Source organism: Kitasatospora sp. NE20-6, from assembly GCF_045862635.1.
The window spans coordinates 1-22,867 of sequence record NZ_BPRL01000005.1; the positions used below are offsets into that span (position 1 = coordinate 1).

23 protein-coding genes and 2 rRNA genes are annotated in these 22,867 nt (G+C 73.3%); 19 read left to right on the plus strand and 6 right to left on the minus strand.

Features of this window, described 5'->3' with window-relative positions:
• The 9 genes from SNE206_RS05575 to SNE206_RS05615 all read left to right on the plus strand — a co-directional run.
• Nucleotides 1-125 (plus strand): 23S ribosomal RNA (locus SNE206_RS05575); the annotation flags it as partial.
• Between the two features lie 95 nt (nt 126-220).
• Nucleotides 221-337: ribosomal RNA gene (rrf, locus tag SNE206_RS05580) — 5S ribosomal RNA — on the plus strand.
• Nucleotides 338-582: 245 nt separating this feature from the next.
• A complete protein-coding gene (locus tag SNE206_RS05585) occupies nt 583-666 on the plus strand; it encodes a putative leader peptide (RefSeq protein ID WP_380231234.1) in 84 nt (27 codons plus the stop codon).
• Between the two features lie 216 nt (nt 667-882).
• Entirely contained in the window at nt 883-1,926 is a 1,044-nt protein-coding gene (locus SNE206_RS05590; RefSeq protein WP_407912234.1) for an ABC transporter substrate-binding protein, read from the plus strand.
• 3 nt (nt 1,927-1,929) lie between these two features.
• The gene (locus tag SNE206_RS05595; RefSeq protein WP_407912235.1) at nt 1,930-2,736 is read left to right on the plus strand and encodes an ABC transporter ATP-binding protein; all 807 of its coding nucleotides are present in this window, start codon (nt 1,930-1,932) and stop codon (nt 2,734-2,736) included.
• Complete coding sequence (locus SNE206_RS05600; RefSeq protein ID WP_407912236.1) at nt 2,733-3,719, plus strand: ABC transporter permease; 987 nt, start codon at nt 2,733-2,735, stop codon at nt 3,717-3,719. Before SNE206_RS05595 ends, SNE206_RS05600 begins: the two co-directional genes overlap by 4 nt.
• A gap of 8 nt (nt 3,720-3,727) precedes the next feature.
• A complete protein-coding gene (locus SNE206_RS05605; RefSeq protein WP_407912237.1) occupies nt 3,728-5,305 on the plus strand; it encodes an FAD-dependent oxidoreductase in 1,578 nt (525 codons plus the stop codon).
• Complete coding sequence (locus SNE206_RS05610; protein WP_407912238.1) at nt 5,302-5,634, plus strand: 4Fe-4S dicluster domain-containing protein; 333 nt, start codon at nt 5,302-5,304, stop codon at nt 5,632-5,634. Before SNE206_RS05605 ends, SNE206_RS05610 begins: the two co-directional genes overlap by 4 nt.
• Before the next feature lie 36 nt (nt 5,635-5,670).
• Nucleotides 5,671-6,558: a TauD/TfdA dioxygenase family protein gene (locus tag SNE206_RS05615; protein ID WP_405013291.1), complete on the plus strand. Its 888-nt coding sequence runs from the start codon at nt 5,671-5,673 to the stop codon at nt 6,556-6,558.
• 273 nt (nt 6,559-6,831) lie between these two features.
• Here SNE206_RS05615 and SNE206_RS05620 read toward each other — a convergent pair whose 3' ends face one another.
• Both SNE206_RS05620 and SNE206_RS05625 read right to left on the minus strand, forming a co-directional pair.
• Nucleotides 6,832-8,163, minus strand: a complete 1,332-nt coding sequence (locus SNE206_RS05620; protein ID WP_407912239.1) for an LLM class flavin-dependent oxidoreductase — start codon at nt 8,161-8,163, stop codon at nt 6,832-6,834.
• 279 nt (nt 8,164-8,442) lie between these two features.
• Nucleotides 8,443-9,645 (minus strand): ROK family protein, encoded by a 1,203-nt coding sequence (locus tag SNE206_RS05625; RefSeq protein ID WP_407912240.1) that lies wholly within the window; start codon nt 9,643-9,645, stop codon nt 8,443-8,445.
• A gap of 139 nt (nt 9,646-9,784) precedes the next feature.
• On the opposite strand from SNE206_RS05625, the gene SNE206_RS05630 reads away from it, so the two are divergent.
• Nucleotides 9,785-10,195 carry an OB-fold nucleic acid binding domain-containing protein gene (locus SNE206_RS05630; protein ID WP_405013295.1) on the plus strand — a complete coding sequence of 137 codons (411 nt, stop codon included), beginning with the start codon at nt 9,785-9,787 and terminating at the stop codon, nt 10,193-10,195.
• Nucleotides 10,192-10,959: a DUF3159 domain-containing protein gene (locus SNE206_RS05635; protein WP_407912241.1), complete on the plus strand. Its 768-nt coding sequence runs from the start codon at nt 10,192-10,194 to the stop codon at nt 10,957-10,959. Before SNE206_RS05630 ends, SNE206_RS05635 begins: the two co-directional genes overlap by 4 nt.
• 43 nt (nt 10,960-11,002) lie before the next feature.
• Here the strand turns inward: SNE206_RS05635 and SNE206_RS05640 are convergent, their stop codons facing one another.
• Together SNE206_RS05640 and SNE206_RS05645 are read right to left on the minus strand one after the other, a co-directional pair.
• The gene (locus SNE206_RS05640) at nt 11,003-11,674 is read right to left on the minus strand and encodes a potassium channel family protein (RefSeq protein WP_405013297.1); all 672 of its coding nucleotides are present in this window, start codon (nt 11,672-11,674) and stop codon (nt 11,003-11,005) included.
• Complete coding sequence (locus SNE206_RS05645; RefSeq protein ID WP_407912242.1) at nt 11,674-12,342, minus strand: potassium channel family protein; 669 nt, start codon at nt 12,340-12,342, stop codon at nt 11,674-11,676. Before SNE206_RS05645 ends, SNE206_RS05640 begins: the two co-directional genes overlap by 1 nt.
• A gap of 247 nt (nt 12,343-12,589) precedes the next feature.
• Here SNE206_RS05645 and SNE206_RS05650 point away from each other — a divergent pair, with 247 nt between their 5' ends.
• The 8 genes from SNE206_RS05650 to SNE206_RS05685 all read left to right on the plus strand — a co-directional run bounded on the left by SNE206_RS05650 (nt 12,590) and on the right by SNE206_RS05685 (nt 21,225).
• Complete coding sequence (locus SNE206_RS05650; protein WP_407912243.1) at nt 12,590-14,641, plus strand: APC family permease; 2,052 nt, start codon at nt 12,590-12,592, stop codon at nt 14,639-14,641.
• A gap of 413 nt (nt 14,642-15,054) precedes the next feature.
• Entirely contained in the window at nt 15,055-16,371 is a 1,317-nt protein-coding gene (locus tag SNE206_RS05655; RefSeq protein WP_407912468.1) for a class I SAM-dependent RNA methyltransferase, read from the plus strand.
• A 193-nt stretch (nt 16,372-16,564) separates the two neighbouring features.
• Entirely contained in the window at nt 16,565-16,798 is a 234-nt protein-coding gene (locus SNE206_RS05660; RefSeq protein ID WP_030270443.1) for a toxin-antitoxin system HicB family antitoxin, read from the plus strand.
• The gene (locus SNE206_RS05665) at nt 16,795-17,223 is read left to right on the plus strand and encodes a fic family toxin-antitoxin system, toxin component (RefSeq protein WP_407912244.1); all 429 of its coding nucleotides are present in this window, start codon (nt 16,795-16,797) and stop codon (nt 17,221-17,223) included. The genes SNE206_RS05660 and SNE206_RS05665 overlap by 4 nt, the downstream gene beginning before the upstream one ends.
• Before the next feature lie 58 nt (nt 17,224-17,281).
• The gene (locus SNE206_RS05670) at nt 17,282-18,109 is read left to right on the plus strand and encodes a putative RNA methyltransferase (RefSeq protein WP_407912245.1); all 828 of its coding nucleotides are present in this window, start codon (nt 17,282-17,284) and stop codon (nt 18,107-18,109) included.
• Between the two features lie 255 nt (nt 18,110-18,364).
• On the plus strand, nt 18,365-19,660 hold the full coding sequence (locus SNE206_RS05675) for an AAA family ATPase (RefSeq protein ID WP_407912246.1): 1,296 nt from the start codon (nt 18,365-18,367) through the stop codon (nt 19,658-19,660).
• Nucleotides 19,661-19,782: 122 nt separating this feature from the next.
• Nucleotides 19,783-20,181, plus strand: a complete 399-nt coding sequence (locus tag SNE206_RS05680; protein ID WP_407912469.1) for a nucleotide pyrophosphohydrolase — start codon at nt 19,783-19,785, stop codon at nt 20,179-20,181.
• Between the two features lie 228 nt (nt 20,182-20,409).
• Nucleotides 20,410-21,225, plus strand: a complete 816-nt coding sequence (locus SNE206_RS05685; RefSeq protein ID WP_407912247.1) for a DUF6099 family protein — start codon at nt 20,410-20,412, stop codon at nt 21,223-21,225.
• Here the strand turns inward: SNE206_RS05685 and SNE206_RS05690 are convergent.
• Together SNE206_RS05690 and dapD are read right to left on the minus strand one after the other, a co-directional pair.
• Nucleotides 21,216-21,437: a hypothetical protein gene (locus SNE206_RS05690; protein ID WP_407912248.1), complete on the minus strand. Its 222-nt coding sequence runs from the start codon at nt 21,435-21,437 to the stop codon at nt 21,216-21,218. The two genes, SNE206_RS05685 and SNE206_RS05690, sit on opposite strands and share 10 nt — an antisense overlap.
• Nucleotides 21,438-21,830: 393 nt before the next feature.
• Complete coding sequence (gene dapD / locus SNE206_RS05695; protein WP_407912249.1) at nt 21,831-22,820, minus strand: 2,3,4,5-tetrahydropyridine-2,6-dicarboxylate N-succinyltransferase; 990 nt, start codon at nt 22,818-22,820, stop codon at nt 21,831-21,833.
• Between the last annotated feature and the right edge of the window lie 47 nt (nt 22,821-22,867).

A 22,867-nucleotide genomic window follows, 5' to 3' on the forward strand; every position in this document is an offset into this window, starting at 1 on the left:
AGATGAGCACTCCCACCTCCTTGAGAGGGTAAGGCTCCCAGTAGACGACTGGGTTGATAGGCCGGATATGGAAGCCCTGTAAGGGGTGGAGTTGACCGGTACTAATAGGCCGAGGGCTTGTCCTCAGTTGCTCGCGTCCACTGTGTTGTTCTGAAACAACGACCCCCATCGCACCGGTATTTGGCCGGTCCGCGGGTGGGTGGTGACAGTTTCATAGTGTTTCGGTGGTCATAGCGTGAGGGAAACGCCCGGTTACATTCCGAACCCGGAAGCTAAGCCTCGTAGCGCCGATGGTACTGCAGGGGGGACCCTGTGGGAGAGTAGGACGCCGCCGAACAATTCTTCGAGAGAAGCCCCCTCCCCTTGCCGGGAGGGGGCTTCTCTGCGTTTCCGGCCCAGTTTCCGGCCGGTATTCACCACACGACCGGACCAGGTGCCGATATCGGTGTCGATGTCGGTGGACGGCGGCCGGCGGGCTGCCGCAGGGGCCGAGCACTGCCCGGGTGTTTCCCCCGACGACAGGTTTCTTGCAGGCCGGGAACATTCGTTGACCCGGTGCCCGGCGGCTGGAACGCTTGGAGCGTGAGCCAGTCCGAGAGCCTTGTGGGCCGCCTGCACGTCGATCTGCGACGTCACGCGAGCGCGATCTGTGCCGTCTGTCGTTGACGGCCCCCGCGCCGCCGCGTCGCCCTGCTCCCCTCACCATCTGCGCTGACCGCCGCCCCACCCGGGCCGTCCGTCCGACGGCCTCGCCGGGCCGGTACCGCGCACCCCGTCACGCGTCACCTCTCCTGCCCGTCGGCCGGTCCCCTCCCCGTGCACGTTCTGCGGGGCGCCGCTGCCGACCGGGAGTCTCTCCTGCCGTCCCGCAAAGGATCCGCCATGCCCGCGACCTCCCGCCGCTCGTTCCTCGCCCTCGCCGCCGTCGGGGCGGCCGCCACCGCCTGCGGGCGGGCCACCGCGTCGGGGGGCGGCACGGGCGAGACGCGCAAGCTCCGTTACCAGGGCTGGGCCGGCCAGGTCACCCTGCCCGAACTCGCCGAGGACCTCGGGTACTTCGGCGATGTGAAGCTGGAGTGGGTCGGCAACACGATCAGCGGCCCGCAGGACATCCAGTCGGCGGCGACCGGTCAGATCGACTTCGGTGGCGCCTTCAACGGCGCCGTCGTGAAGCTGATCGCCGCAGGCGCCCCGGTGAAGGCCGTGATCAGCTACTACGGCGTCGACGAGGCCGCGTACAACGGCTACTACGTGCTGCAGGACAGCCCGCTCCACTCCGCCCACGACCTGCTGGGCAAGAAGGTCGGGATGAACACGCTGGGCGCCCACGCCGAGGCCGTGCTGGACATCTACCTCCAGCGCAACGGGCTGACGGCGGCGGAGATCGGCAAGGTGGAGCCGATCGTGGTGCCGCCGGTGAACACCGAACAGGCGCTGCGGCAGCGGCAGATCGAGGTGGGCGTGCTCGGCGGCGTCCTGCGTGACAAGGCGCTCGCCACGGGCGGGATCCGTCCGCTCTTCAGCGACTTCGACCTGCTCGGCAAGTTCAGCGCCGGCACGTACGTGATCACCAAGCGCTTCCTCAAGGAGAACCCCACCACCGCGCGGGCCTTCGTGACGGGTGTCGCCAAGGCGATCGAGTGGACGAGGACGACACCCCGCGAGGAGGTCGTCGCGCGGAGCGTCGAGATCGTCAAGAAGCGCGGCCGCAACGAGGACACCGCGACGCTGAAGTACTGGAAGTCCGCAGGCGTCGCGGAGACCGGTGGCCGGGTCACCGACGCGGAGTTCGCGACCTGGATCGACTGGCTGGTGGCGCACGGCGACATCAAGGCCGGCCAGGTGAAGGCGTCCGACCTGTACACCAACGAGTTCAACGGCTACTCCGCAGCCGCTGCCACCTCCCCGTCTCCCAGCAGGAGTTGAGCGATGAGCGCCGGAATCTCCTTCCGTTCCGTCAGCAAGACCTTCACCGTGCGCGGGGGTGGCGAGTTCACCGCCCTGGACGCCGTCGACCTCGACATCGCACCGGGCGAGTTCGCGGTGATCGTGGGGCCGAGCGGCTGCGGCAAGTCCACCCTGCTCGACCTGCTGGGCGGCCTGACCTCGCCGGACGGCGGCGAGATCCTGCTCGACGGCCGCCCGGTGACGGGGCCCGGCCCGGACCGGTCCACCGTGTTCCAGCAGTACGCGCTGCTGCCGTGGCGTACGGCGCAGGGCAACGTCGAGTTCGGCCTGGAATCGATCGGCGTGCCGCGCCGGAAGCGGGCCGCGCGGGCCAGGGAGTACCTGGAGCTCGTGGGCCTGCACGGCTTCGAGGACCGTCACCCGCACGAGCTCTCCGGCGGCATGAAGCAGCGCGTCGCCATCGCCCGCAGCCTCGCCTACGACCCCGAGGTGCTGCTGATGGACGAGCCGTTCGCGGCACTCGACGCGCAGACCCGGGAGTCGCTGCAGGACGAGCTGCGGCGGATCTGGGAGCGCACCGGCAAGACCGTCGTCTTCATCACCCACGGCATCGAGGAGGCCGTCTACCTCGGGCAGCGGGTGGCGGTGCTGACCTCCCGGCCCGGACGGGTCAAGGAGGTCGTGCCGATCGATCTGGGCGACCGCGGCGCGGTCCACGACCTGCGCTCCAGCCCCGAATTCGCCCGCTACCGGCACGAGATCTGGAACCTGCTGCACGACGAGGTCAGCAGGGCCCAGCAGTTGGAGAAAGAGGTCAGCGCCGCATGAGCACCGACGTCAGCCCGCCCGCTCCGTCCGTCCTGGCGAGGCCGAAGGCGCCCGCCGCTCCCGCCCGGTCCGGCCCGCCGGCCGACACCGTGCCCCGGGCCGCCGCAGCCGCCGCAGCCCCTGCGTCGTCCCCCGCAGTCCCGGCGTCCCGTGCCGCCTCGCAGCCCCTCGCGTCCCCTGCGGCACGGCCGGGCCGGCCGGGCCCGCTGAGCCGGCTGCGCGCGCTGCTGCTGACCGGACTCACCAAGAGCCTGGCGATCGCCCTGCTGCTGGGGCTGTGGGAGCTCGCACCACGCCTGGAACTGGTCGACCCGACGTTCCTGCCGCCGTTCAGCGAGGTGGTCGGCGCATGGACCGGCCTCCTCGGCAACGGGCAGCTGGTCGCCAACACACAGGCCAGCCTGACGCGTTCGCTGAGCGGCTTCGGCCTCTCCGTGGCGATCGGGGTGCCGCTCGGCCTGCTGATCGGCTGGTACAAGCCGGTCGCGAACCTGCTGAGCCCGCTGCTCGAACTGTTCCGCAACACCGCGGCGCTGGCCCTGCTGCCGGTGTTCGTCCTGATCCTCGGCATCGGCGAGACGTCCAAGATCTCCATCGTGCTGTACGCGTGCATCTGGCCGGTGCTGCTGAACACCATCAGCGCGGTCCGCACGGTCGATCCGACCCTGCTGCGGCTGGCCCGTTCGCTCAACCTGTCACCGCTGCGACTGTTCCAGAAGGTGATCCTGCCGGCGTCCGTGCCGACGGTCTTCACCGGTATCCGGCTGGCCGGGGCGGTCTCCATCCTCGTCCTGGTGGCGGCCGAGATGGTCGGCGCCAAGGCGGGCCTGGGCTACCTGATCAACGCGTCGCAGTACAACTTCGCGATCCCGGAGATGTACGCCGGGATCGTCACGATCTCCCTGATCGGCGTCGCCTTCAACCAGGTGCTCGTCGCCCTTGAGCGCAGGTTCACGGCCTGGCGCGCACCGGTGAACGGCTGAGTGGCCCGGTGACCACCGAAACGGCCGAACTCACCGCGGACGTCCTGGTGGTGGGCGGCGGACCGGCCGCCACCTGGGCGGCGCTCGACGCGGCACGGGCCGGCGCCGACGTCGTCCTCGCCGACAAGGGCTACTGCGGCACCAGCGGGGCGACCGCGGCCGGAGGCACCGGAGTCTGGTACGTCGCCCCCGAACCCGCCGCCCGCGAGGCCGCGATGGCGAGCCGGGAGGCGCTCGGCGGGTACCTCGCCGACCGCGGCTGGATGGGCCGGGTGCTCGACCGGACGTTCGCCAACATCAACGAGCTTGCGGAGAGCGGAAGTTACCGGTTCCCCACCGGCCCGGACGGACGCCCGCTGCGCAACGGCCTCCAGGGGCCGGCGTACATGCGCGGCATGCGCATCAAGGTCCGCCGTGCCGGTGTGCGGATCCTCGACCACAGCCCGGTCACCGAACTCCTCACCGCCGACGACGGGTCGGTGGCCGGCGCGGCCGGCTACCGCCGCCAGGCCGGGCACGCGTACCGGGTGCGCGCCGGTGCCGTCGTCCTGGCGACCGGCGGCTGCGCGTTCCTCAGCAAGGCCCTCGGCACGGACACCGACACCGGCGACGGTGCGCTGTACGCCGCCGAGGTCGGCGCGGAGCTCTCCGGCATGGAGTTCTCCAACGCCTACGGCATCGCCCCCGAGCACACCTCCGTCACCAAGACCGCCTTCTACTCCTTCGCCACCTTCCACCGGGAGGACGGCACGGTGCTGGAGGGCGCGGCGAGCCAGGGCGGCCGCTCGGTGATCGCCCGGGAGCTGCTGACCGGCCGGGTGTACTGCACCCTCGACCGCGCGGACGACGCCGCGCGGCGGGCGATGCGCCTCGCCCAGCCGAACTTCTTCCTCACCTTCGACCGGCTCGGGATCGACCCGTTCACCGAGCGGTTCCCGGTGACGCTGCTCGCCGAGGGCACCGTGCGCGGCACGGGCGGCATCCGGATCGCGGGCGAGGACTGCCGGACCACGGTGCCCGGCCTGTACGCGGCGGGCGACGCCGCCACCCGCGAGCTGATCTGCGGCGGCTTCACCGGCGGCGGCAGCCACAACGCGGCCTGGGCGATGTCGTCCGGCACGTGGGCCGGGCAGGGCGCCGCCCGCCACGCGGCCGGACTCGGCGCCAAGGCCGCCACGCGGGCCGTGCGGGGCGCGGGCGGCGCCGGACTGCGGCCCACCGGCCCGGCCGGCCGGACCGACCACCGCGAGATGATCACGACCGTGCAGGGCGAGGTGCTGCCGTACGACAAGAACTACCTGCGGCACGGCGACACCCTCACCGCCGCACTGGACGTGCTGGACGACGCCTGGCGGTCGGCCCGGGCCGGGCTGTCCGGCAGCGGCCGCGACGCCGTCCGGGCCCGCGAGGCGGCGGCGCTCGCCGCGAACGCCCGCTGGATGTATCGCTCCGCACTCGCCCGCACCGAGAGCCGGGGCATGGCCCGCCGCCTCGACTTCCCCGCGCAGGACCCGGCCCAGCACCACCGGATCGCCACCGGCGGCCTCGACGAGGTGTGGACCCGCCCCCTGAAGGAGCCCGTGTGATCGAACTCGTCTCCGCCGACCGCTGCATCGCCTGCGACCGCTGCATCAAGGTCTGTCCGACCGACGTCTTCGACCGCGGCCCGGACGGCGTCCCGGTCATCGCCCGGCACGCCGACTGCCAGACCTGCTTCCACTGCGAGGCCAACTGCCCCGTCGACGCGCTGTTCGTCGCCCCCACCACCCACCGCAGCCCGCAGGACGAGCAGCAGCTCGCCGACGCCGGACTGCTCGGCAGCTACCGCGCCCTGATCGGCTGGGGACACGGCCGCACCCCCGGCTCGCTGCTCGCCGTCGGGCCGACCCTCGGCACCACACCCATCACGTCCTGAAGCCCCACCTCCCGCGACTCCTGAGAGAGGCACACCGTGACCGCATTCGAGATCCACAAGGTCGGCGGCCGGATCGGCGCCGAGATCACCGGCCTCGACCTCGCCGCCCCGCTCGACACCGCCACCGTGGCGGCGCTGAACGACGCGCTGGTGGCCCACAAGGCGCTCTTCTTCCGCGGCCAGCACCTCGACGACGAGGGGCAGACCCGGTTCGCCGGCCACTTCGGGCCGCTCACCACCGCCCACCCGACCGTCCCCTCGCTCGACGGGCAGCCGCACGTCCTCGCCGTCGACAGCGAGGACGGCGGCCGCGCCAACCAGTGGCACACCGACGTCACGTTCGTCCGCACGCCGCCGAAGGCGTCCACGCTGCGCAGCCTCGTCGTCCCGCCGTACGGCGGCAACACGCTGATCGCCAACACCCAGACCGCCTACCAGGACCTCCCGGACGCCCTGCGCGACCTGGCCGACCGGCTGTGGGCCGTGCACACCAACGACTACGACTACGCCCAGGGCAAGGAGCTCGACGACGCGGAGGCCGAGCGCCGCCGCGTCTTCACGTCGCGCACCTACCGCACCGCCCACCCGGTCGTCCGGGTCCACCCGGAGAGCGGCGAGCGCGGCCTGTTCGTCGGCGGGTTCGCGGAGCGCATCCTCGGCCTGCCCTCCGGCGCCTCGCTCGACCTGCTGCGCACCCTGCAGTCGTACGTCACCCGGCCGGAGAACGTGGTGCGGTGGCGCTGGGCCGTGGGCGACGTGGTGCTCTTCGACAACCGCTCGACCCAGCACTACGCGCCGGACGACTACGACGACCTGCCGCGCCGCCTGCACCGGGTGACCGTCGCGGGCGACGTGCCGGTCGCGGTGTCGGGGGAGCCGAGCTACGTCGTCGAGGGCGACGACGCGGCGCACTACACGGGCTGACGCCCGGACCGGTGTCCGGCGCGGGTGCGCCGCAGGGCCTTGCCGCCCTGCGGCGCACCCGCATGTCCGGGGACGGGCGGACGCGCGGGCGGACGATGTGCGGGCGGGCAGACGTGCGGTCGGCCGGTCCGGGCTGCCGCGACGGCCCGGCCGGGTGCGGGCAGGCAGGGCGAGTGCAGGCGGGGCGAGTGCAGGCCGGGTGCGGGCAGGCGGGTGCGCGCATGCCGCAGGGGCGGTGCGGCCCGGTGGCCGCACCGCCCCTGACGGCGCGGGTCACGCCGCGGCGGTGTACCGGCCGGCCGGGCGCGGCAGGCCGTAGTGCTCGCGGAGCGTGCGGCCGGTGTACCCCTCGCGGAAGAGGCCGCGCCTGCGCAGGATCGGCAGCACCTGCTCGACGAAGTCGGTGAGGCCGTCGGGGAGGATCGGCGGCATGACGTTGAAGCCGTCCGCGGCGCCCTGGGTGAACCAGGTCTCGATGTGGTCGGCGATCTGTTCGGGGGTGCCGACGGCCACCTGGTGGCCGCGGCCGCCGCCGAGCCGGCCGATGAGCTGCCGGAGCGTCAGGCCGTCGCGTTCGGCCAGGTCGCGGACGAGTTCGAAGCGGCTCTTCGCGCCGTTGATCGCGGTGACGGGCGGCAGCGGCGGCAGCGGCGCGTCCAGGGGGTGGTCGGTGAGGTCGACGCCCAGCACGCCGGAGAGCACCGAGACGGCGCGGTCGGGGCTGATCAGGCCGTCGAGCTCCTCGTCGAGGCGGCGGGCCTCGGCCTCGGTGGAGCCGATGACGGGCACCACGCCGGGGAGGATCTTGACGAGGCGCGGGTCTCGCCCGGCGGCGGCCGCCCGGCGCTTGAGGTCGCCGTAGAAGGCCTGCCCCTCGGCGAGCGTCTGCTGGGCGGTGAACACGGCCTCCGCCCAGCTGGCGGCGAAGCCGCGGCCGTTCTCGGAGGAGCCCGCCTGGACGAGCAGCGGGTGGCCCTGCGGGCTGCGCGGGATGTTCAGCGGCCCGCGGACGCGGAAGTGCTCGCCGGCGTGGTCGATCTCGTGCACGCGACCGGCGTCGGCGAAGGCGCCGGACGCCCGGTCCAGCAGCAGCGCGTCGTCCTCCCAGCTGTCCCACAGGGCGGTGACCACGTCGAGGAACTCCTCGGCCCGCCGGTAGCGGACGGCGTGCTCCTGGTTGGCGTCGCGGCCGAAGTTCTGGGCGGCGCGGTCGCCGGCGGAGGTGACGATGTTCCAGCCGGCGCGTCCGCGGCTGATGTGGTCGAGGGACGCGAACTGCCGGGCCAGGTTGTAGGGCTCGGAGAAGCCGGTGGAGACGGTGCCGATGAGGCCGATCCGCTCGGTCACCACGGCGAGGGCGGTCAGCAGGGTGAACGGTTCGAAGTGGCTGATCAGGCCCCAGCCGCCGTCCGAGCGGGCCTCGACGCCGTCGGCGAGGAACACGGAGTCGAAGGACGCCGCCTCGGCCTGCCGGGCGAGGTTCTGGAAGTGCGTGACGTCGGCGGCCTGCGCCGGGTCGGTACGGGGGTGGCGCCAGGCGGCCTCGTGGTGGCCGACGCCCATGAGGAAGAGGTTGAAGTGCAGGTGGCGGTCGTTCTCGGGCATGGCGGAGGGCTCCGGCTCGGAGGAGGAGGGAAGGGATCCCTGCCATCCTCCGGGCCGTGCGTGCGGCGGACAACGATTCGCCGGGCGGGGGAATTAATGCGGCGTTGACCTGGCTGCGACGTCCCCCGGCCGTGGTCGCCCCCGGCCCCGGCAGCGCCGTCCCGCCCGGCCGCGGCAGGGCCCCGGCGCGGGCCGTCCCGTCCGGCAGCAGCGCCCGGCGCCCGGTCCGGCGCAGGGCGGTGCTGCGGACGGGTGCTGCTGCCGGACGGGCGGTGCCGGTCAGGAGGCCCGTGCCGTCCGCAGCTCCATGGGCCGCCGGTAGGCGCTGTCGAGCACGCCGGCGCAGGCGGCGACGGCCAGCAGGTCGAGGCCGAAGGAGCCGGGGGCGACGAGCGGCGCCGGTTCGGGCCGGGAGTGGGCGAGGACCTGGGTGCGGAGGGTGCGGCCGAGTTCGGGCGCGACGGCCAGGCCGGCCTCGCTGACGACGAGGACCTCCGGGTTGAGGACGTTCAGCAGGAGGGCGGCGGCGGGTGCGACGATCCGCAGCCGTTCGTCGAACAGCCGGAGTGCGGGCCGGTCGCCGGCGGCGGCGCGGGCGAGCAGCAGGTCGAGGTCGGGCTGCGGGACGATGCCCTCCTCGTACGCGCGGCGGGCGAGGGTGCGGTCGGAGACGGTGGCCTGGAGGCAGCCGGTGCGGCCGCAGGGGCACGGCTCGGTGGAGCCGGGCACGGGCAGGTGGCCGATGTCGCCGGCCCGGGAGCGCGGGCCGCGCAGCACCTCGCCGCCGGTGGCGATGGCGGCGTCGACGACGTTGCCGACGAAGAGCTGCACGAGGTCGGTGGCCTCGCGGCCGGCTCCGAAGAGCAGCTCGGCGCGGGCGAGGGCGCGGGCGTGGCCGTCGACGTGCACGGGCAGCCGGGTGACCCCGGCGAGCCGTTCGCGGACGGGGACGTCGTGCCAGCCGAGCGGGCCGTGCTCGACGACGACGCCGCGCTCGGGGTCGACCCAGCCGCCGGTGACGACGCCGACGCCGAGCAGGGAGCGGCCGGCGGCGCGGCGGGCGGCGAAGCCCGGGAGGTGGGCCCGGACGGCGCGCAGGACGTCGGAGGCGTCGCCCTGGCGGGGGATGCGTTCGTGGGCGACGACCCGGCCGCGCAGGTCGAGCAGGGCGAAGGTGAGCCAGGGCACGCCGATGTGCACGCCGCAGGCGAGGTGGTGGCGGGTGTCGATGCCGAGGGGGAGCCGTGGGCGGCCGGCGCGGGGCGGTCCGTCGGGCGGGGGGAGTTCGCGCAGCAGGCCGAGGGCGATGAGGTCGGCGGTGTGCCGGGAGACGGCGGCCGGGCTGAGTCCGGCGGCCAGGCCGACCGCGGGGCGGGTCATCGGCCCTCCGGCGAGGACCTGCCGCAGCACCGCGCCCGCGCCGCCGCCCTCGGCGGGCAGCGGGGTGCGTCCGAACGTGGGGGAGGCGACCAGGGAGAGCATGCGGTCGATGGTCCCAGCAGGGTGTTGCACGGGCGTGGCGGCGGCGTGAAGCGGCCCGGGTGGGCGGCGGCGGTGCCGCCGTGGCCGCTGTGACCTGCGACCCTGCCGCTGGGGGCCTGCCACCCGGTACCCTTCCGACATGAGTGGTGACATCCGCAGCGATCAGCCGCAGGGCCGCTTCCGACGCATGATCAACCGTCTGACCTCCTCCTCCGAGGAGCTGGAGGCGGAGGAACTGCGCCAGGACACGGCCGAGTCGGGATGCACACCGATCGCCAGCTGCGGTGACCGCGAGGTGGTCACCGTGGCGGGGACGCTGCGCACCGTGACACTCCGCCCCCGGGCGGGTGTGCCGGCCCTGGAGGCCGAGCTGTTCGACGGTACGGACGCGCTGGACGTCGTCTGGCTCGGCCGCCGCTCGATCGTGGGCATAGAGACCGGCCGGCGGTTGATCGCCACCGGTCGGATCAGTCACGCACGCGGGCGCCGCGTGCTGTTCAACCCCCGCTATGAGCTGCGTCCGGTCGGACACGGGAGCGAATCCGCGTGAGCAACCTGCCCGGCGGCGAGTCCGCCGCCCCCACCGTCGGCGTGGCCGACGGGATCGATCCGGCCCAGGCCGGTCCCGGTACGGCCGAGCCCGGTCCCGGTTCGGCCGAGGAGGCCGCGGCGCGGGACGCCGCCGCCTCCAAGGAGGCGGCCGAGACGGTCCTGAAGGCCTTCGGCGGCGTCCGCGGCATGGTCGACATGACGCTGCCCGGCCTGGTCTTCATCGTGGCGTTCAACCTGACGCACGTGGTGGCCACGGCGGCGTGGTCGGCGCTCGGTCTGAGCGCGCTGTTCGTGGTGATCCGGCTGTTCAAGCGGGAGACGATCCAGCACGCGTTCGGCGGCGTCTTCGGCGTCGCGATCGGCGCGTGGATCTCGATGAAGACCGGCAAGGCGGAGAACTTCTACCTGCCCGGCCTGCTCTACAGCGTCGGCTACTGCGTGACGCTGGCGGTGTCGGCGCTGGTCCGCTGGCCACTGGTCGGCGTGATCCTCGGCCCGCCCACCGGCGAGATGTTCACCTGGCGCAGGCAGAACCCGGGCCGGCTCGCGGCGTACACCAAGGCGACCTGGGCGTGGGTGGCGATCATGGGCATCAAGCCGTTGATCCTCTTCCCGCTGTACTTCACGGGCAACGTCAACCTGCTGGGCTGGCTGAAGGTCGCGCTCGGCATCCCGCCGATGCTGCTGGCGATGTGGGTGACCTGGCAGATCCTGCTGAAGGCGCCGCCGCCGATCAAGGCGGAGATCGCCGAGGAGGAATGACACGAGGGCCGTACCCGGCGGGTACGGCCCTCGCTCGTGCGCGCTACTGGGCGCCGGAGCCTGCGGACAGCAGGTTCTCCAGCTCCTCCTCGCGCTCCTGGGCGGCGACGAAGAGCAGCTCGTCGCCGGCCTCCAGGGTGTCGTTCTTGCCCGGCACCAGCACCCGGCCCTCACGGATGATCGTCACCAGGGCGGTGTCGTCGGGCCAGGGCACGTCGGCGACCCGGGTGCCGACCAGCTCGGTGTCGGGGGCGAGGGTCAGCTCGACGAGGTTGGCGTTGCCCTGGCTGAAGCGCATCAGCCGCACGAGGTCGCCGACGCTGACGGCCTCCTCGACCAGGGCCGACATCAGGCGCGGGGTGGAGACGGCGACGTCCACGCCCCAGGACTCGTTGAACAGCCACTCGTTCTTCGGGTTGTTCACCCGGGCGACGACCCGCGGCACGCCGTACTCGGTCTTGGCGAGGAGCGAGACGACCAGGTTGACCTTGTCGTCGCCGGTGGCGGCGATCACCACGTGGCAGCGCTGCAGGGCGGCCTCGTCGAGCGAGGTGATCTCGCAGGCGTCGGCCAGCAGCCACTCGGCCATCGGCACGCGCTCCACCGAGATGGAGTTGGGGTTCTTGTCGATCAGGAGGACGTCGTGGCCGTTCTCCAGCAGCTCGCCCGCGATCGAGCGGCCGACGGCACCGGCCCCGGCAATGGCGACTCGCATCAGTGACCCTCCTCCTCGGGGCCCTTGGCGAACGCGGCCTCGACCGCGTCCAGCTCGGACCGGCGCAGGGTCACGTGGACGAGGTCGCCCTCCTGCACCACCATGTGCGGCGTCGGGAGGACTCCCTCGCCGAGCCGCGTGAGGAACGCCACGCGCACGCCCGCGGCCTCCTCCATCGCGGTCAGCTTGTGCCCGATCCACGCCGGCGCGTACGCGACCTCGGCGAGCTGGACACTGCCGGACGGGTCCTGCCAGAGCGGCTCCGCGCCGCTCGGCAGCAGTCGGCGCAGCATCTGGTCGGCGGTCCAGCGCACGGTGGCGACGGTCGGGATGCCCAGGCGCTGGTAGACCTCGGCACGACGCGGGTCGTAGATCCGGGCGGCGACGTTCTCGACGCCGAAGTTCTCGCGGGCGACGCGGGCGGCGATGATGTTGGAGTTGTCACCGCTGGAGACCGCGGCGAACGCGCCGGCCTCCTCGATGCCCGCTTCGCGCAGGGTGTCCTGGTCGAAGCCCACGCCGGTGACTCGCCGACCGTTGAACCCGGCGCCGAGCCGGCGGAAGGCGGTCGGGTCCTGGTCCACGACGGCGACCGAGTGGCCCTGTTTCTCCAGGGCTCTCGCGAGGGCCGAGCCCACGCGTCCGCAGCCCATGATGACGATGTGCACGGGACGCTACCTCACCCGATCCGTTGGGGTCATGACCTGCGCAAACACCGCTCATCATCCTTCCGCACCCCCGCTTTCGGGGGTGGATCGTCATCCGCGCCTTCAACCCCGGCGCACCGGGCAACCGGGTGTTGCCCGCAAATCCTTCATCCGACACGCTAGCCGGTCCGCCGAACACAGTCTCGACGGAGGGGGCACCGGTCGTCGGCACATCCGGGGGGAGCCCCTACGATTCCTTGATGTGCCTATGCCTGCCGATCTCCCGAAACGCATCCTGATCGGGCGAGCGCTCCGCAGCGACAAGCTGGGGGAGACTCTCCTCTCCAAGCGCATCGCGCTGCCCGTGTTCGCCTCGGACGCGCTGTCCTCCGTCGCCTACGCCCCCGAGGAGATCCTCCTCACGCTGTCCATCGCCGGGGCGTCCGCGATCCACTTCTCGTGGCAGATCGGGCTGGTCGTCGCCGTCGTGATGCTCGCGGTGGTCGCCTCCTACCGGCAGAACGTGCACGCGTACCCCAGCGGCGGAGGCGACTACGAGGTCGCGACCGTGAACCACGGCCCGAACTCGGGCCTCGTGGTGGCCAGCGCCCTGCTCGTCGACTACGTGCTCACCGTGGCGGTCTCCACCACCTCGGGCGTGGCCAACGTGGTCTCGGCCGTGCCGTCGCTGCGCGGCCACGAGCTGGTGCTGTCCGTGGTGGTCGTCATCCTGCTCATGGGCGTGAACCTGCGCGGTGTGCGGGAGTCCGGCAGCGCGTTCGCCGTTCCCACCTACGCCTTCATGATCGGCGTGATGGGCATGGTGGTGTGGGGCGCGATCCGCTCCGCCCTCGGCCAGGACATGCACGCCGAGAGCTCCGCCTTCCACCTGGAGGCCACACCGGGCAACGACTCGCTGGCCGGCTTCGCCATGGTCTTCCTCCTGCTGAAGGCCTTCTCCTCGGGCTGTGCCGCGCTGACCGGCGTGGAGGCCATCTCCAACGGCGTGCCCGCGTTCCGCAAGCCGAAGAGCAAGAACGCCGCCACCACGCTCCTGCTGATGGCGAGCATCGCCGTCGTGATGTTCATGGGCATCATCTGGCTGGCCCGCCTGACCGGCGTGCAGATGGCCGAGGACCCGGCCGAGCAGCTCGTCGGGGCCGGGGCCGACTACCACCAGAAGACCGCGCTCGCACAGATCAGCGAGGCCGTGTTCTCCAACTTCACGCCCGGCTTCTACTTCGTCGCCGCCGTGACCGGCCTCATCCTGGTGCTCGCCGCCAACACCGCCTTCAACGGCTTCCCGGTGCTCGGCTCGATCCTCGCGCAGGACCGCTACCTGCCCCGCCAGCTGCACACCCGCGGCGACCGCCTCGCGTTCTCCAACGGCATCATCCTGCTGGCCGGTGTGGCGATCCTCTTCATCGTCGCGTTCAACGCCGACCCGACCCGGCTGATCCAGCTGTACATCGTCGGCGTCTTCGTGTCGTTCAACATGAGCCAGTCCGGCATGATCCGGCACTGGACGCGCCTGCTGCGCAGCGAGACCGACCCGAAGAAGCGCGCGCACATGCAGCGCAGCCGGGCCATCAACACCTTCGGCCTGGTCATGACGATGGCCGTGCTCATCGTGGTGCTCGCCACCAAGATCAGCCACGCCTGGATCGCCATCGCCACGATGGTCGTGCTCTTCGTGCTGATGAAGGCGATCCGCCGCCACTACGAGCGGGTCTCCCACGAGCTCGTCGCCGCCGAGGAGCCCGACGACGTCGCCCCGCCGACCCGGGTGCACGCCATCGTGCTGGTCTCCAAGCTGCACAAGCCGGCCCTGCGCGCCCTCGCCTACGCCAGGCTGGCCCGCGCGCACACCCTGGAGGCCGTCACCGTCAACGTCGACCTCGCCGACACCGAGGCCCTCCGCCAGGACTGGGACGCCCGCGGCATCGACGTCCCGCTGAAGGTCCTCGACTCGCCGTTCCGCGAGATCACCGGACCGGTCCTCGACTACGTCAAGAACCTGCGCCGCAGCAGCCCCCGCGACGTCGTCTCCGTCTACATCCCCGAGTACGTCGTCGGCCACTGGTACGAGCACCTGCTGCACAACCAGAGCGCGCTCCGGCTCAAGGGCCGCCTGCTCTTCAAGCCCGGGGTGATGGTGACGTCCGTACCCTGGCAGCTGGAGTCCTCCGAGCGGCGCAAGCCGCAGAAGGCATGGTCGGCACCGGGCGCCGTCCGACGCGGCGAGCCCCGGCACCAGGTCAACCGGGCCTTCGAGACCTCAGACTCCGCACAGTCCAGCAGCAAGGACGGATCACCGTGACCCGCAACAACCCGCCCCGATCGGGCGGCAAGTCCGGCAAGGCCGGCAAGACCGGCAAGGCCGGCAAGTCCGGCGCGAGGCCGGGACAGGTCGCCCACCCGCGCTGGAGCAACCGGGCCGCCCGCCCGGCCGCCACCGACCGCGAGGGCTACACCGCCCAGACCGCGCCCCTCGCGCCCCGCGAGACCGCCCCGGCCGACGAGCCCCGGGCCCGGCGCGCCCCCGAGGACCGCACGGCCGCCCCCCGGCCGCAGCAGGACCGGGCACAGGGCGGCACGGACCGGCCGAAGGGCCGCACGGCGGCCAAGCAGGCCGTCCGCCCGCCCAAGGCGCTGCGCACCGACGGGAGCGCCCCGCGGGCGTCGAAGTCGCCCAGGGAGCCGAAGGCCCCGGTGGCGCCCAAGACGCCCAAGGTGCCCGGTGGCGACTCGCTGGTGGGCGAGCGCTACGAGGTCGAGGTCGGCCCGGTCGCGCACGGCGGCGGGCACTGCGTGGCCCGGCACGAGGGCCGGGTGCTCTTCGTGCGGCACACGCTGCCCGGCGAGCGCGTGATCGCCGAGATCACCGACGGCACGACCACCTCGCGCTTCCTGCGGGCCGACGCCGTCGAGATCCTCGACGCCGCCAAGGACCGCATCGCCGCGCCGTGCCCGTTCTCCGGCCCCGGCCTGTGCGGCGGCTGCGACTGGCAGCACGTCACCCCGGGCGGCCAGCGCAAGCTCAAGGGCCAGGTGCTCACCGAGCAGCTGGCCAAGCTCGCCGGCCTGACCCCGGCCGAGGCCGGCTGGGACGGCTCGGTGGAGCCGGTGGGCGGCAAGCTCCCGGCCGGCGAGGTGCCGGCCTGGCGCACCCGCGTCCAGTACGCGGTCGACCGGGAGAGCGGCAGCGTCGGCCTGCGCAAGCACCGCTCGCACGACATCCAGCCGATCGACCGCTGCCTGATCGCCGCCGAGGGCGTCACCGAGCTCGGCATCGAGTCGCGTGACTGGACGGGCCTCGCCTCGGTCGACGCGATCGCCGCGACCGGCTCCTCGGACCGGCAGGTCATCCTGCGGCCCGCCCCGGGCGAGCAGCTGCCGCTGGTCGAGCTCGACAAGCCGGTGTCGATCACCCGCGTCGACGAGCAGGACCTCTTCCACCGGGTGCACGGCCGCACCTTCGTCCGCGAGCGGGCCGCAGGCCGCACCTGGCGCGTCTCCGACGGCGGTTTCTGGCAGATCCACCCCGAGGCCCCGGACACCCTGGTCGACGCGGTCATGGACGGCCTCGACCCGCAGTGGGGCGAGATGGCGCTCGACCTGTACTGCGGCGTCGGGCTGTTCGCCGGTGCACTCGCCGACCGGGTCGGCGAGGAGGGTGCGGTGCTCGGCATCGAGTCGTCCAAGCGGGCCGTCGAGGACGCCCGGCACAACCTCGCCGCGCTGGAGAACGTCCGGATCGAGTGCGACCGGGTGGAGACGCTCCTCCCGCGGACCGGCATCACCGCCACCGACCTCATCGTCCTCGACCCGCCCCGTGCCGGTGCGGGCCGGGAGACCGTGGCGCACCTGGCGGGCCTGGAGGCGCGGCGCATCGCGTACGTCGCCTGCGACCCGGCGGCGCTCGCGCGCGACCTGGCGTTCTTCCGCGAGGGCGGCTACCGGCCGGTCTCGCTGCGGGCGTTCGACCTGTTCCCGATGACCCACCACTTCGAGTGCGTGGCGATCCTGGAGCCGATCGGCGCGCAGTGACCGCAGCCACCACCCGGACGGCGGGTACGGGAGGAACGACTCCCGTACCCGCCGTCCGGCGTGTTGCGGCCGGTCCGTGCACCGGGTGGCTGGTTTCCGACGGGGCGTGAACGGACATCTGAGGGGAGCGGGGGCGGAGAGGCGGCCGGAAAGCGCCCTTGCTGTGCTAGCACCTCGGCGCTAGCTTGAATGCATGGCCAAGAAACAGCTCAACGTCAGGGTGGACGCCACCACCGCCGAGATGGCCCGCGAAAGGGCCGAACAGCAGGGGATCAGCATGAATCAGTACATCGAACGCCTCGTGCAGCAGGACATGGGAGAGGCCGGACGCCTCTTCGTCGACACCGCCGCGCAGTTCATGAAGGAGTACGAGACGGCCTTCCTGGCCGAGTTCGGAGAGCCGGGCGCACAGGACGTGCGCCGTTGAAACTTGAGGTCGACCTCTCGTGGCTGCTCATGACCGCTGAGCAGTACACCCCGGGCGACCCCCAGGTCACCGACTACGGGTCGCTCCTGGCCGCGGTCGCCCGGCACCAGGCCGAGATCTTCGACATCGCCGTCTACCCCGAACCCTACGACCGGGCCGCGGCCCTGATGCACCAGCTGATCCGCATCCCCTCGCTGGAGCGGAACAACGAGCTGTTCGCCACCGCCGTCGCCTACGCGTACCTCGTCGCCAGCGGCTGCACCGTGGCCACCACCGCGCGCGAGGTCCGCAGCCTCGCCCGCGGCATCCGCGAAGGCAAGATCGGCGTCAGCGGGGTCGCCGAACGCCTCGCCGCCTGGGTCGTCGACGAACCCGAGGAGGAGGAAGTCAGCGGGGAGGACGACGAAGGAACCGACACCGACTGACCCGTCGAGCTGACTCGTTAGGCTGGGAGCCCACCCCCCGAGCCCGAGGAACGCGACGTTGCTGCAGGACATCGAGCACCATCTGGCCTGCCCCCACTGCGCGCGGCACCTCACCCTCGACGGGCGCACCCTCCGCTGCCCCGCCGGGCACAGCTTCGACCAGGCCCGGCAGGGCTACGTCAGCCTGCTCGCCGGCGACGCCCACACCGGCACCGGCGACACCGCCCCCATGGTCGCCGCCCGCGGCGACTTCCTCGCCGCCGGGCACTACCGCCCGATCGCCGACGCACTCGCCGACGCCGCCGGGACCGTCCCCCACGACGGCCTGGTCGCCGACCTCGGCGCCGGCACCGGCTACTACCTCGCCCACGTCCTCGACCGCCTCGCCGGCCCGGCGGGCGCCGCCCTCGACATCTCCAAGTACGCGCTGCGCCGCGCCGCCAGGGCCCACCAGCGGATCGGCGCCGTCGTCTGCGACGCCTGGCGCCCGCTGCCCCTCCGCGACGGCTGCGCCGACCTCGTCCTCAACGTCTTCGCCCCGCGCAACGGTCCCGAGATCCGCCGCGTGCTGCGCCCCGGCGGCCGCCTGCTGCTCGTCGCCCCCACCGGCCGCCACCTGCGCGAGCTCGTCGACGGCCTCGGCCTGCTGTCCGTGGACGACGAGAAGGAGCGCCGCATCGACGAGAAGCTCAACCCCTGGCTGCAGCCCCTCGACCGGACGGAGGTGGAGTTCACCCTCCGGCTCTCCCACACCGACGCGGCCGCCGTCGTCGGCATGGGCCCCAACGCCTGGCACACCGCGCCCGACCGGCTCGCCGCGGCGCTCGCCGAACTCCCGGACCCCGTCGAGGTGACCGGCTCCGTGCGGCTGTCGGTCTACGGCTGAGGCTGCGCCGCGCGGTCCGTCCGTTCGTGCGGTCCGTCCGTCTGTCCGCCTGGTCCGCCTCTCCGCCTTCTCGGTATGCAGGCCGCGCGCCGGGTTCGGTGGTGGGATCCGGCGGTGGGGTCCGATGGCCGGGGGGTGGTGGCGGCCGGGCCGCTCGGGGCAGGGGGTGCGCGGTGCCGCGGGCGCTGAGCCGTTCGTGTGAACCCGCCCGAGCAGGGACGTTTCACCTGCCAGGACGGCCGCTAAGGTCCCGGAGTGACCAGCGAAGCCGCCGTGACCGCCGCCCCGGTCACCCGAACCGCCACCCGCCGTCCCGCCGTCGAGGAACTACGGCTCACCTCCTTCAAGTCGTACCGCCGCACCACCCTGCCGCTCACCGCGCTGACGCTGCTCCACGGGCCCTCCGGCGTCGGCAAGTCGAACGCACTGGACGCCCTCGCGGTCCTCTCCCGGCTCGCCCTCGGCGAGGAGATCGGCCTCTCGCTCGACGGCCTCGGCGGCACCTCCGGGCCGCTGGCCGCACCGATCCGCGGCGGGCTGGCCGGCTGCGTCCCGCACGGCCGGAACGCGATCATCCTCGGCTGCACCGTCCGCTCCGACGCCGGCCCGATCCGGCTGGAACTCGTCGTCCGCACCGACGGCCGCGTCCGCGTCGCCCGCGAGTGGCTGACCCTCGCCGGCGAGACCCTGGTGGAGACCGGCGAGCAGGACACCACCCACGGCCGGGTGAACGTCACCTGGCACAACGACACCCGCCAGGGAGACATCCGCGCGCCCTTCCCCAGCGACAGCCTGATCACCGCCCAGCTCCCCCTGCGCGTCGCCGGGTCGTCGCCGGGCGAACGCAAGGTGCTGGCCGCCGCCGAGCACCTGCTCACCGCGCTGCGCGAAGTCTTCCCGCTGCACCCGGTGCCCGCAGCGATGCGCAGCTGGACCAGGCCCGAGGCACAGGCCCGGCTCGTCGGCACCGCCTCCAACATCTCCGCCGTGCTCGCCCGGCTGGAGCAGGAGTGCAGCCGCCGCTACGGGCGCCTCCTCAAAGCCGTCCAGGCGGCAGCCCCGCACCCCCTGCTCGGGCTGCAGGTCGCCCGCCGCGGCGCGGACACGCAGGAGCGCCTCATGGCGGTCTTCGACGAAGGCGTGCTCGGCCGCACCGGCGCCGACCAGGCCTCCGACGGCATGCTGCGACTGCTCGCCTTCGCCGCCGTACTCCTCACCGGGGCCGGCGTGCTCGACGTGGACGCGGCCGCCGAGGTGCCGTCCGCGCACCGGCAGCTCACCGTGCTCGCCGAGGACCTCGGCGCCGGCCTCGGCACCGAACAGACCGCCTCGCTGCTCCGGGTCGCCCGGGACGTCTGCGCGAAGGAGGACGTCAGGGTGCTCGCCGCCCTCCAGGAGCCCGCGGCGGCCCACGACGTGGAGGGCGTCGAACTGGTCGAGTGCCGACGGGATCCGGCCACCGGCCACAGCGTCCTGGTGCTGCCGGACCGGCCGCGCGTGCCACCGCAGGGCGGGCGGGTCGGTGGTGATGGGGTAGACCTGGGGGCGTGAGCGACGACGACACCCACACCCACGCCCTGCACCCGGCCGGACCCGCTCCTGCTCCCGGTCCTGCTCCTGCTCCCGGTCCCGGTCCCGCTCCTGCTCCTGCTCCCGGTCCCGGGCCCGATGCCCTGGAGGCGCTCCGGCACCGGCTCACCGCGTTCGCGGCCGCCCGGCGCTGGCAGCCCTTCCACACGCCGAAGAACCTCGCGGCGGCGCTCAGCGTGGAGGCGGCCGAACTGCTGGAGATCTTCCAGTGGCTGACACCCGAACAGGCCGACGCGGTGATGGCCGACCCCGAGCGGGCCCACCGGGTACGCGACGAGGTCGCCGACGTCCTCGCCTACCTGCTGCAGTTCTGCACGGCGGTGGGCGTGGACCCGGCGGAGGCCCTGGCGGCGAAGATCGAACGGAACGAGAAGCGCTTCCCCGTCCCGGGCGACGACGCTGCACCGGGGTCGGGGTCGGGGTCGGGGTCCGGGTCCGGGTCGGGCGCCGATGCGGCGCCGGGCGGTGCCGCCGTCGGCTGACGGACCGTGTGCTCCCGTCCCGGTCCCTCCTCCCTCCCTGTTTCTCGTTCCGCCTGTCCGCCGTGCGGGTGACGGCTTTCCGCCGTGTGGGGGACCTCGGTTGTCCACAGGCGGGGTTTGTCCACAGGACGTCGGGACCGGCCGGGCGGGGTCCGGTGCCGCGGGCACCCTTGCGTCGTGACACACCGCCGGCGACGGCGGACGGACACGAGCGAAGGGAACGGCGGCATGGACGCGCTGCGACTGATCAAGACTGCCCGGCACGCGCTGGCCCAGGCCAGGACGGCGTCCGACGTGCTGGAGGAGGCCCGGCAGACGGTGCTCCTCATCGAGGCCGTGGGCATCCGGATCGCCCACCGGGAGACCGGTGAGATCGGCGCGCTCGGGCAACTGCTGCGTGACGCGGGGTCCCATGCGGTCGCCTGCCTGGCCCGGCCGCCGGACGACACGGAGGAGGCCGGCCCCACGACGGACCACGCCGGGGATCCCCACGATCCGTCGCTCGACGGAGCCCGCGTCGAACGGTCCTCCGTGGACCGGACGGCGGCTGTCAGGGCCGAGCGCCTCGACGGTCTCGGGGAGCTGGAACCGCTGCTCCACGAACTCGGCAGTCTGCTGCACGAGGTGGCCGAGGCCTTGGTCGTGCTCGCCTGCGGCGCCGACGCCGAGACCGTGTACTGGCAGTGCATCGACGGTGTCGACGCCGGCGCGGAGTGCAAGGACCTCGTGGCCGAGCTGCTCCGCACCGTCCGCCGCGACAGCGGTGCGCCGCCGCAGGGCACGGGCGAGGCCGACGACGACCGGCCCCCGGCCGGGTGCCCCGGAACGGCAGATCCGCCAGCCCTGCCCGACCTGCCCGTGCAGCCCGATGCGCCGGGGGTGTCCGACCTGCCCGACCCGCTTGCGGCGCGGCCGCTGGACCGCCGGCAGGCAGCATCCGGGACGGCCGCAGCTCCGGCGGGCCGCGGCCGGGGGCCACGCACCGGTGTGCGGCCGCCCGCCGCGGCCGGGGCGCACGGATCCCCGACCGGGGTTCAGCGGTGAGCGCCGGCCTCCGGAGCCTCGTCCTCCGGGTCATCGGTCCGGGTGACACCCGAGGAGCGCAGGTCGGCGCCGAGCCCGGCCAGGTTGGCGCTCACCGTCGCCAGCAGCTCCTCCATCTGCTGGAGGAGACCCTTGGACGCCACGGCCGCGGACAAGTCGTACGAGAGCGACTGCGAGGCTTCGGGATTCGGCTCGGACGTGCGATCGGACATGAGAGTGCCCTTCCGACTCGGTGGTGCGGTGTGCGGCGCCGGACACCGGCGCCCACCCTCCAACGACCCCCGCACGCCGCCGGTCACCTCGCACCACCCGTTGAGGTCCAACCGTGTCCGGCCGTCAGCCCCAGGAGTGAGGCCGGATTGCGCGCCGGTCCGCGTTCCGCCGTACGCAGGACCCGGACCCGGACCCGGACCCGGCGCCCGTCCGGCCCGAGCCCGAGCCCGAGCCGGAGCAGGGGCCCGGGTCCGGGCCCGATGTCGCGATCGCGGCCGGGTCCGCGGTCCTGGCCCGCCCGCAGGCAGAGCCGCCGTCCCGTCCCGGCACGACGGCGGGCCCGTCTCGCGTACGGTCCGTACGCGAGCCGGGCCCGCCGGCAGCACAGAGGATCAGTTGTGCGCGTGCAGCTCCGCGTTCAGGCCGCCCCACGAGCCGGACCGCGCGATCACCTCGACCGCGCCGCTCTGGGAGTTGCGGCGGAACAGCAGGTTGTCCTGGCCGGACAGCTCCACCGCCTTGGCGATCTTGCCGTCGGGGGTGGTGACCCGGGTGCCGGCGGTCACGTACAGACCGGCCTCCACCACGCAGTCGCTGCCCAGCGAGATGCCGATACCCGCGTTGGCACCGAGGAGGCAGCGCTCGCCGACCGACACGGTCTGCTTGCCGCCGCCCGACAGCGTGCCCATGATCGATGCGCCACCGCCGATGTCGCTGTGGTCGCCCACCACGACACCCGCGCTGATCCGGCCCTCGACCATCGAGGTGCCGAGCGTGCCGGCGTTGAAGTTCACGAAGCCCTCGTGCATCACCGTGGTGCCCTCGGCCAGGTGGGCACCGAGGCGGACGCGGTCCGCGTGGGCGATCCGGACGCCGCTCGGCGCGACGTAGTCGGTCATCCGCGGGAACTTGTCGATGCCGTACACGGCGAGCTGGCCGCCCTGCGAGCGGACCGCGAGGCGGGCCTGCTCCACACCGGCGACCGGTACCGGCCCGATGCTCGTCCACGCCACGTTGGCCAGCAGCCCGAAGATGCCGTCCAGGTTCTGCCCGTGCGGCTTCACCAGGCGGTGGCTCAGCAGGTGCAGCCGCAGGTACGCGTCGTGCGCGTCCAGCGGCTTGTCCTCCAGCGAGGAGATGGCGGTCCGCACCGCGACGACCTCGACGCCGCGGCGGGCGTCGGTGCGCAGCGCTTCCGCGGCGCCGCTCCCCAGCGCGGCCTCGGCCTGCTCGGCGGTGAGCCGGACGGTGCCGGCCGGGCCGGGCGCGGCGGTCAGTTCGGGAGCGGGGAACCAGGTGTCGAGCACGGTGCCGTCGGCGGCGATCGTCGCCAGGCCGACAGCGACGGCGCCGCCGGGGAGGGAGGAGGTTTCAGCAGTCACATCGAGCACGTTAACGAATCGGGGGAGGCACTGCCGAACGCGCTCAC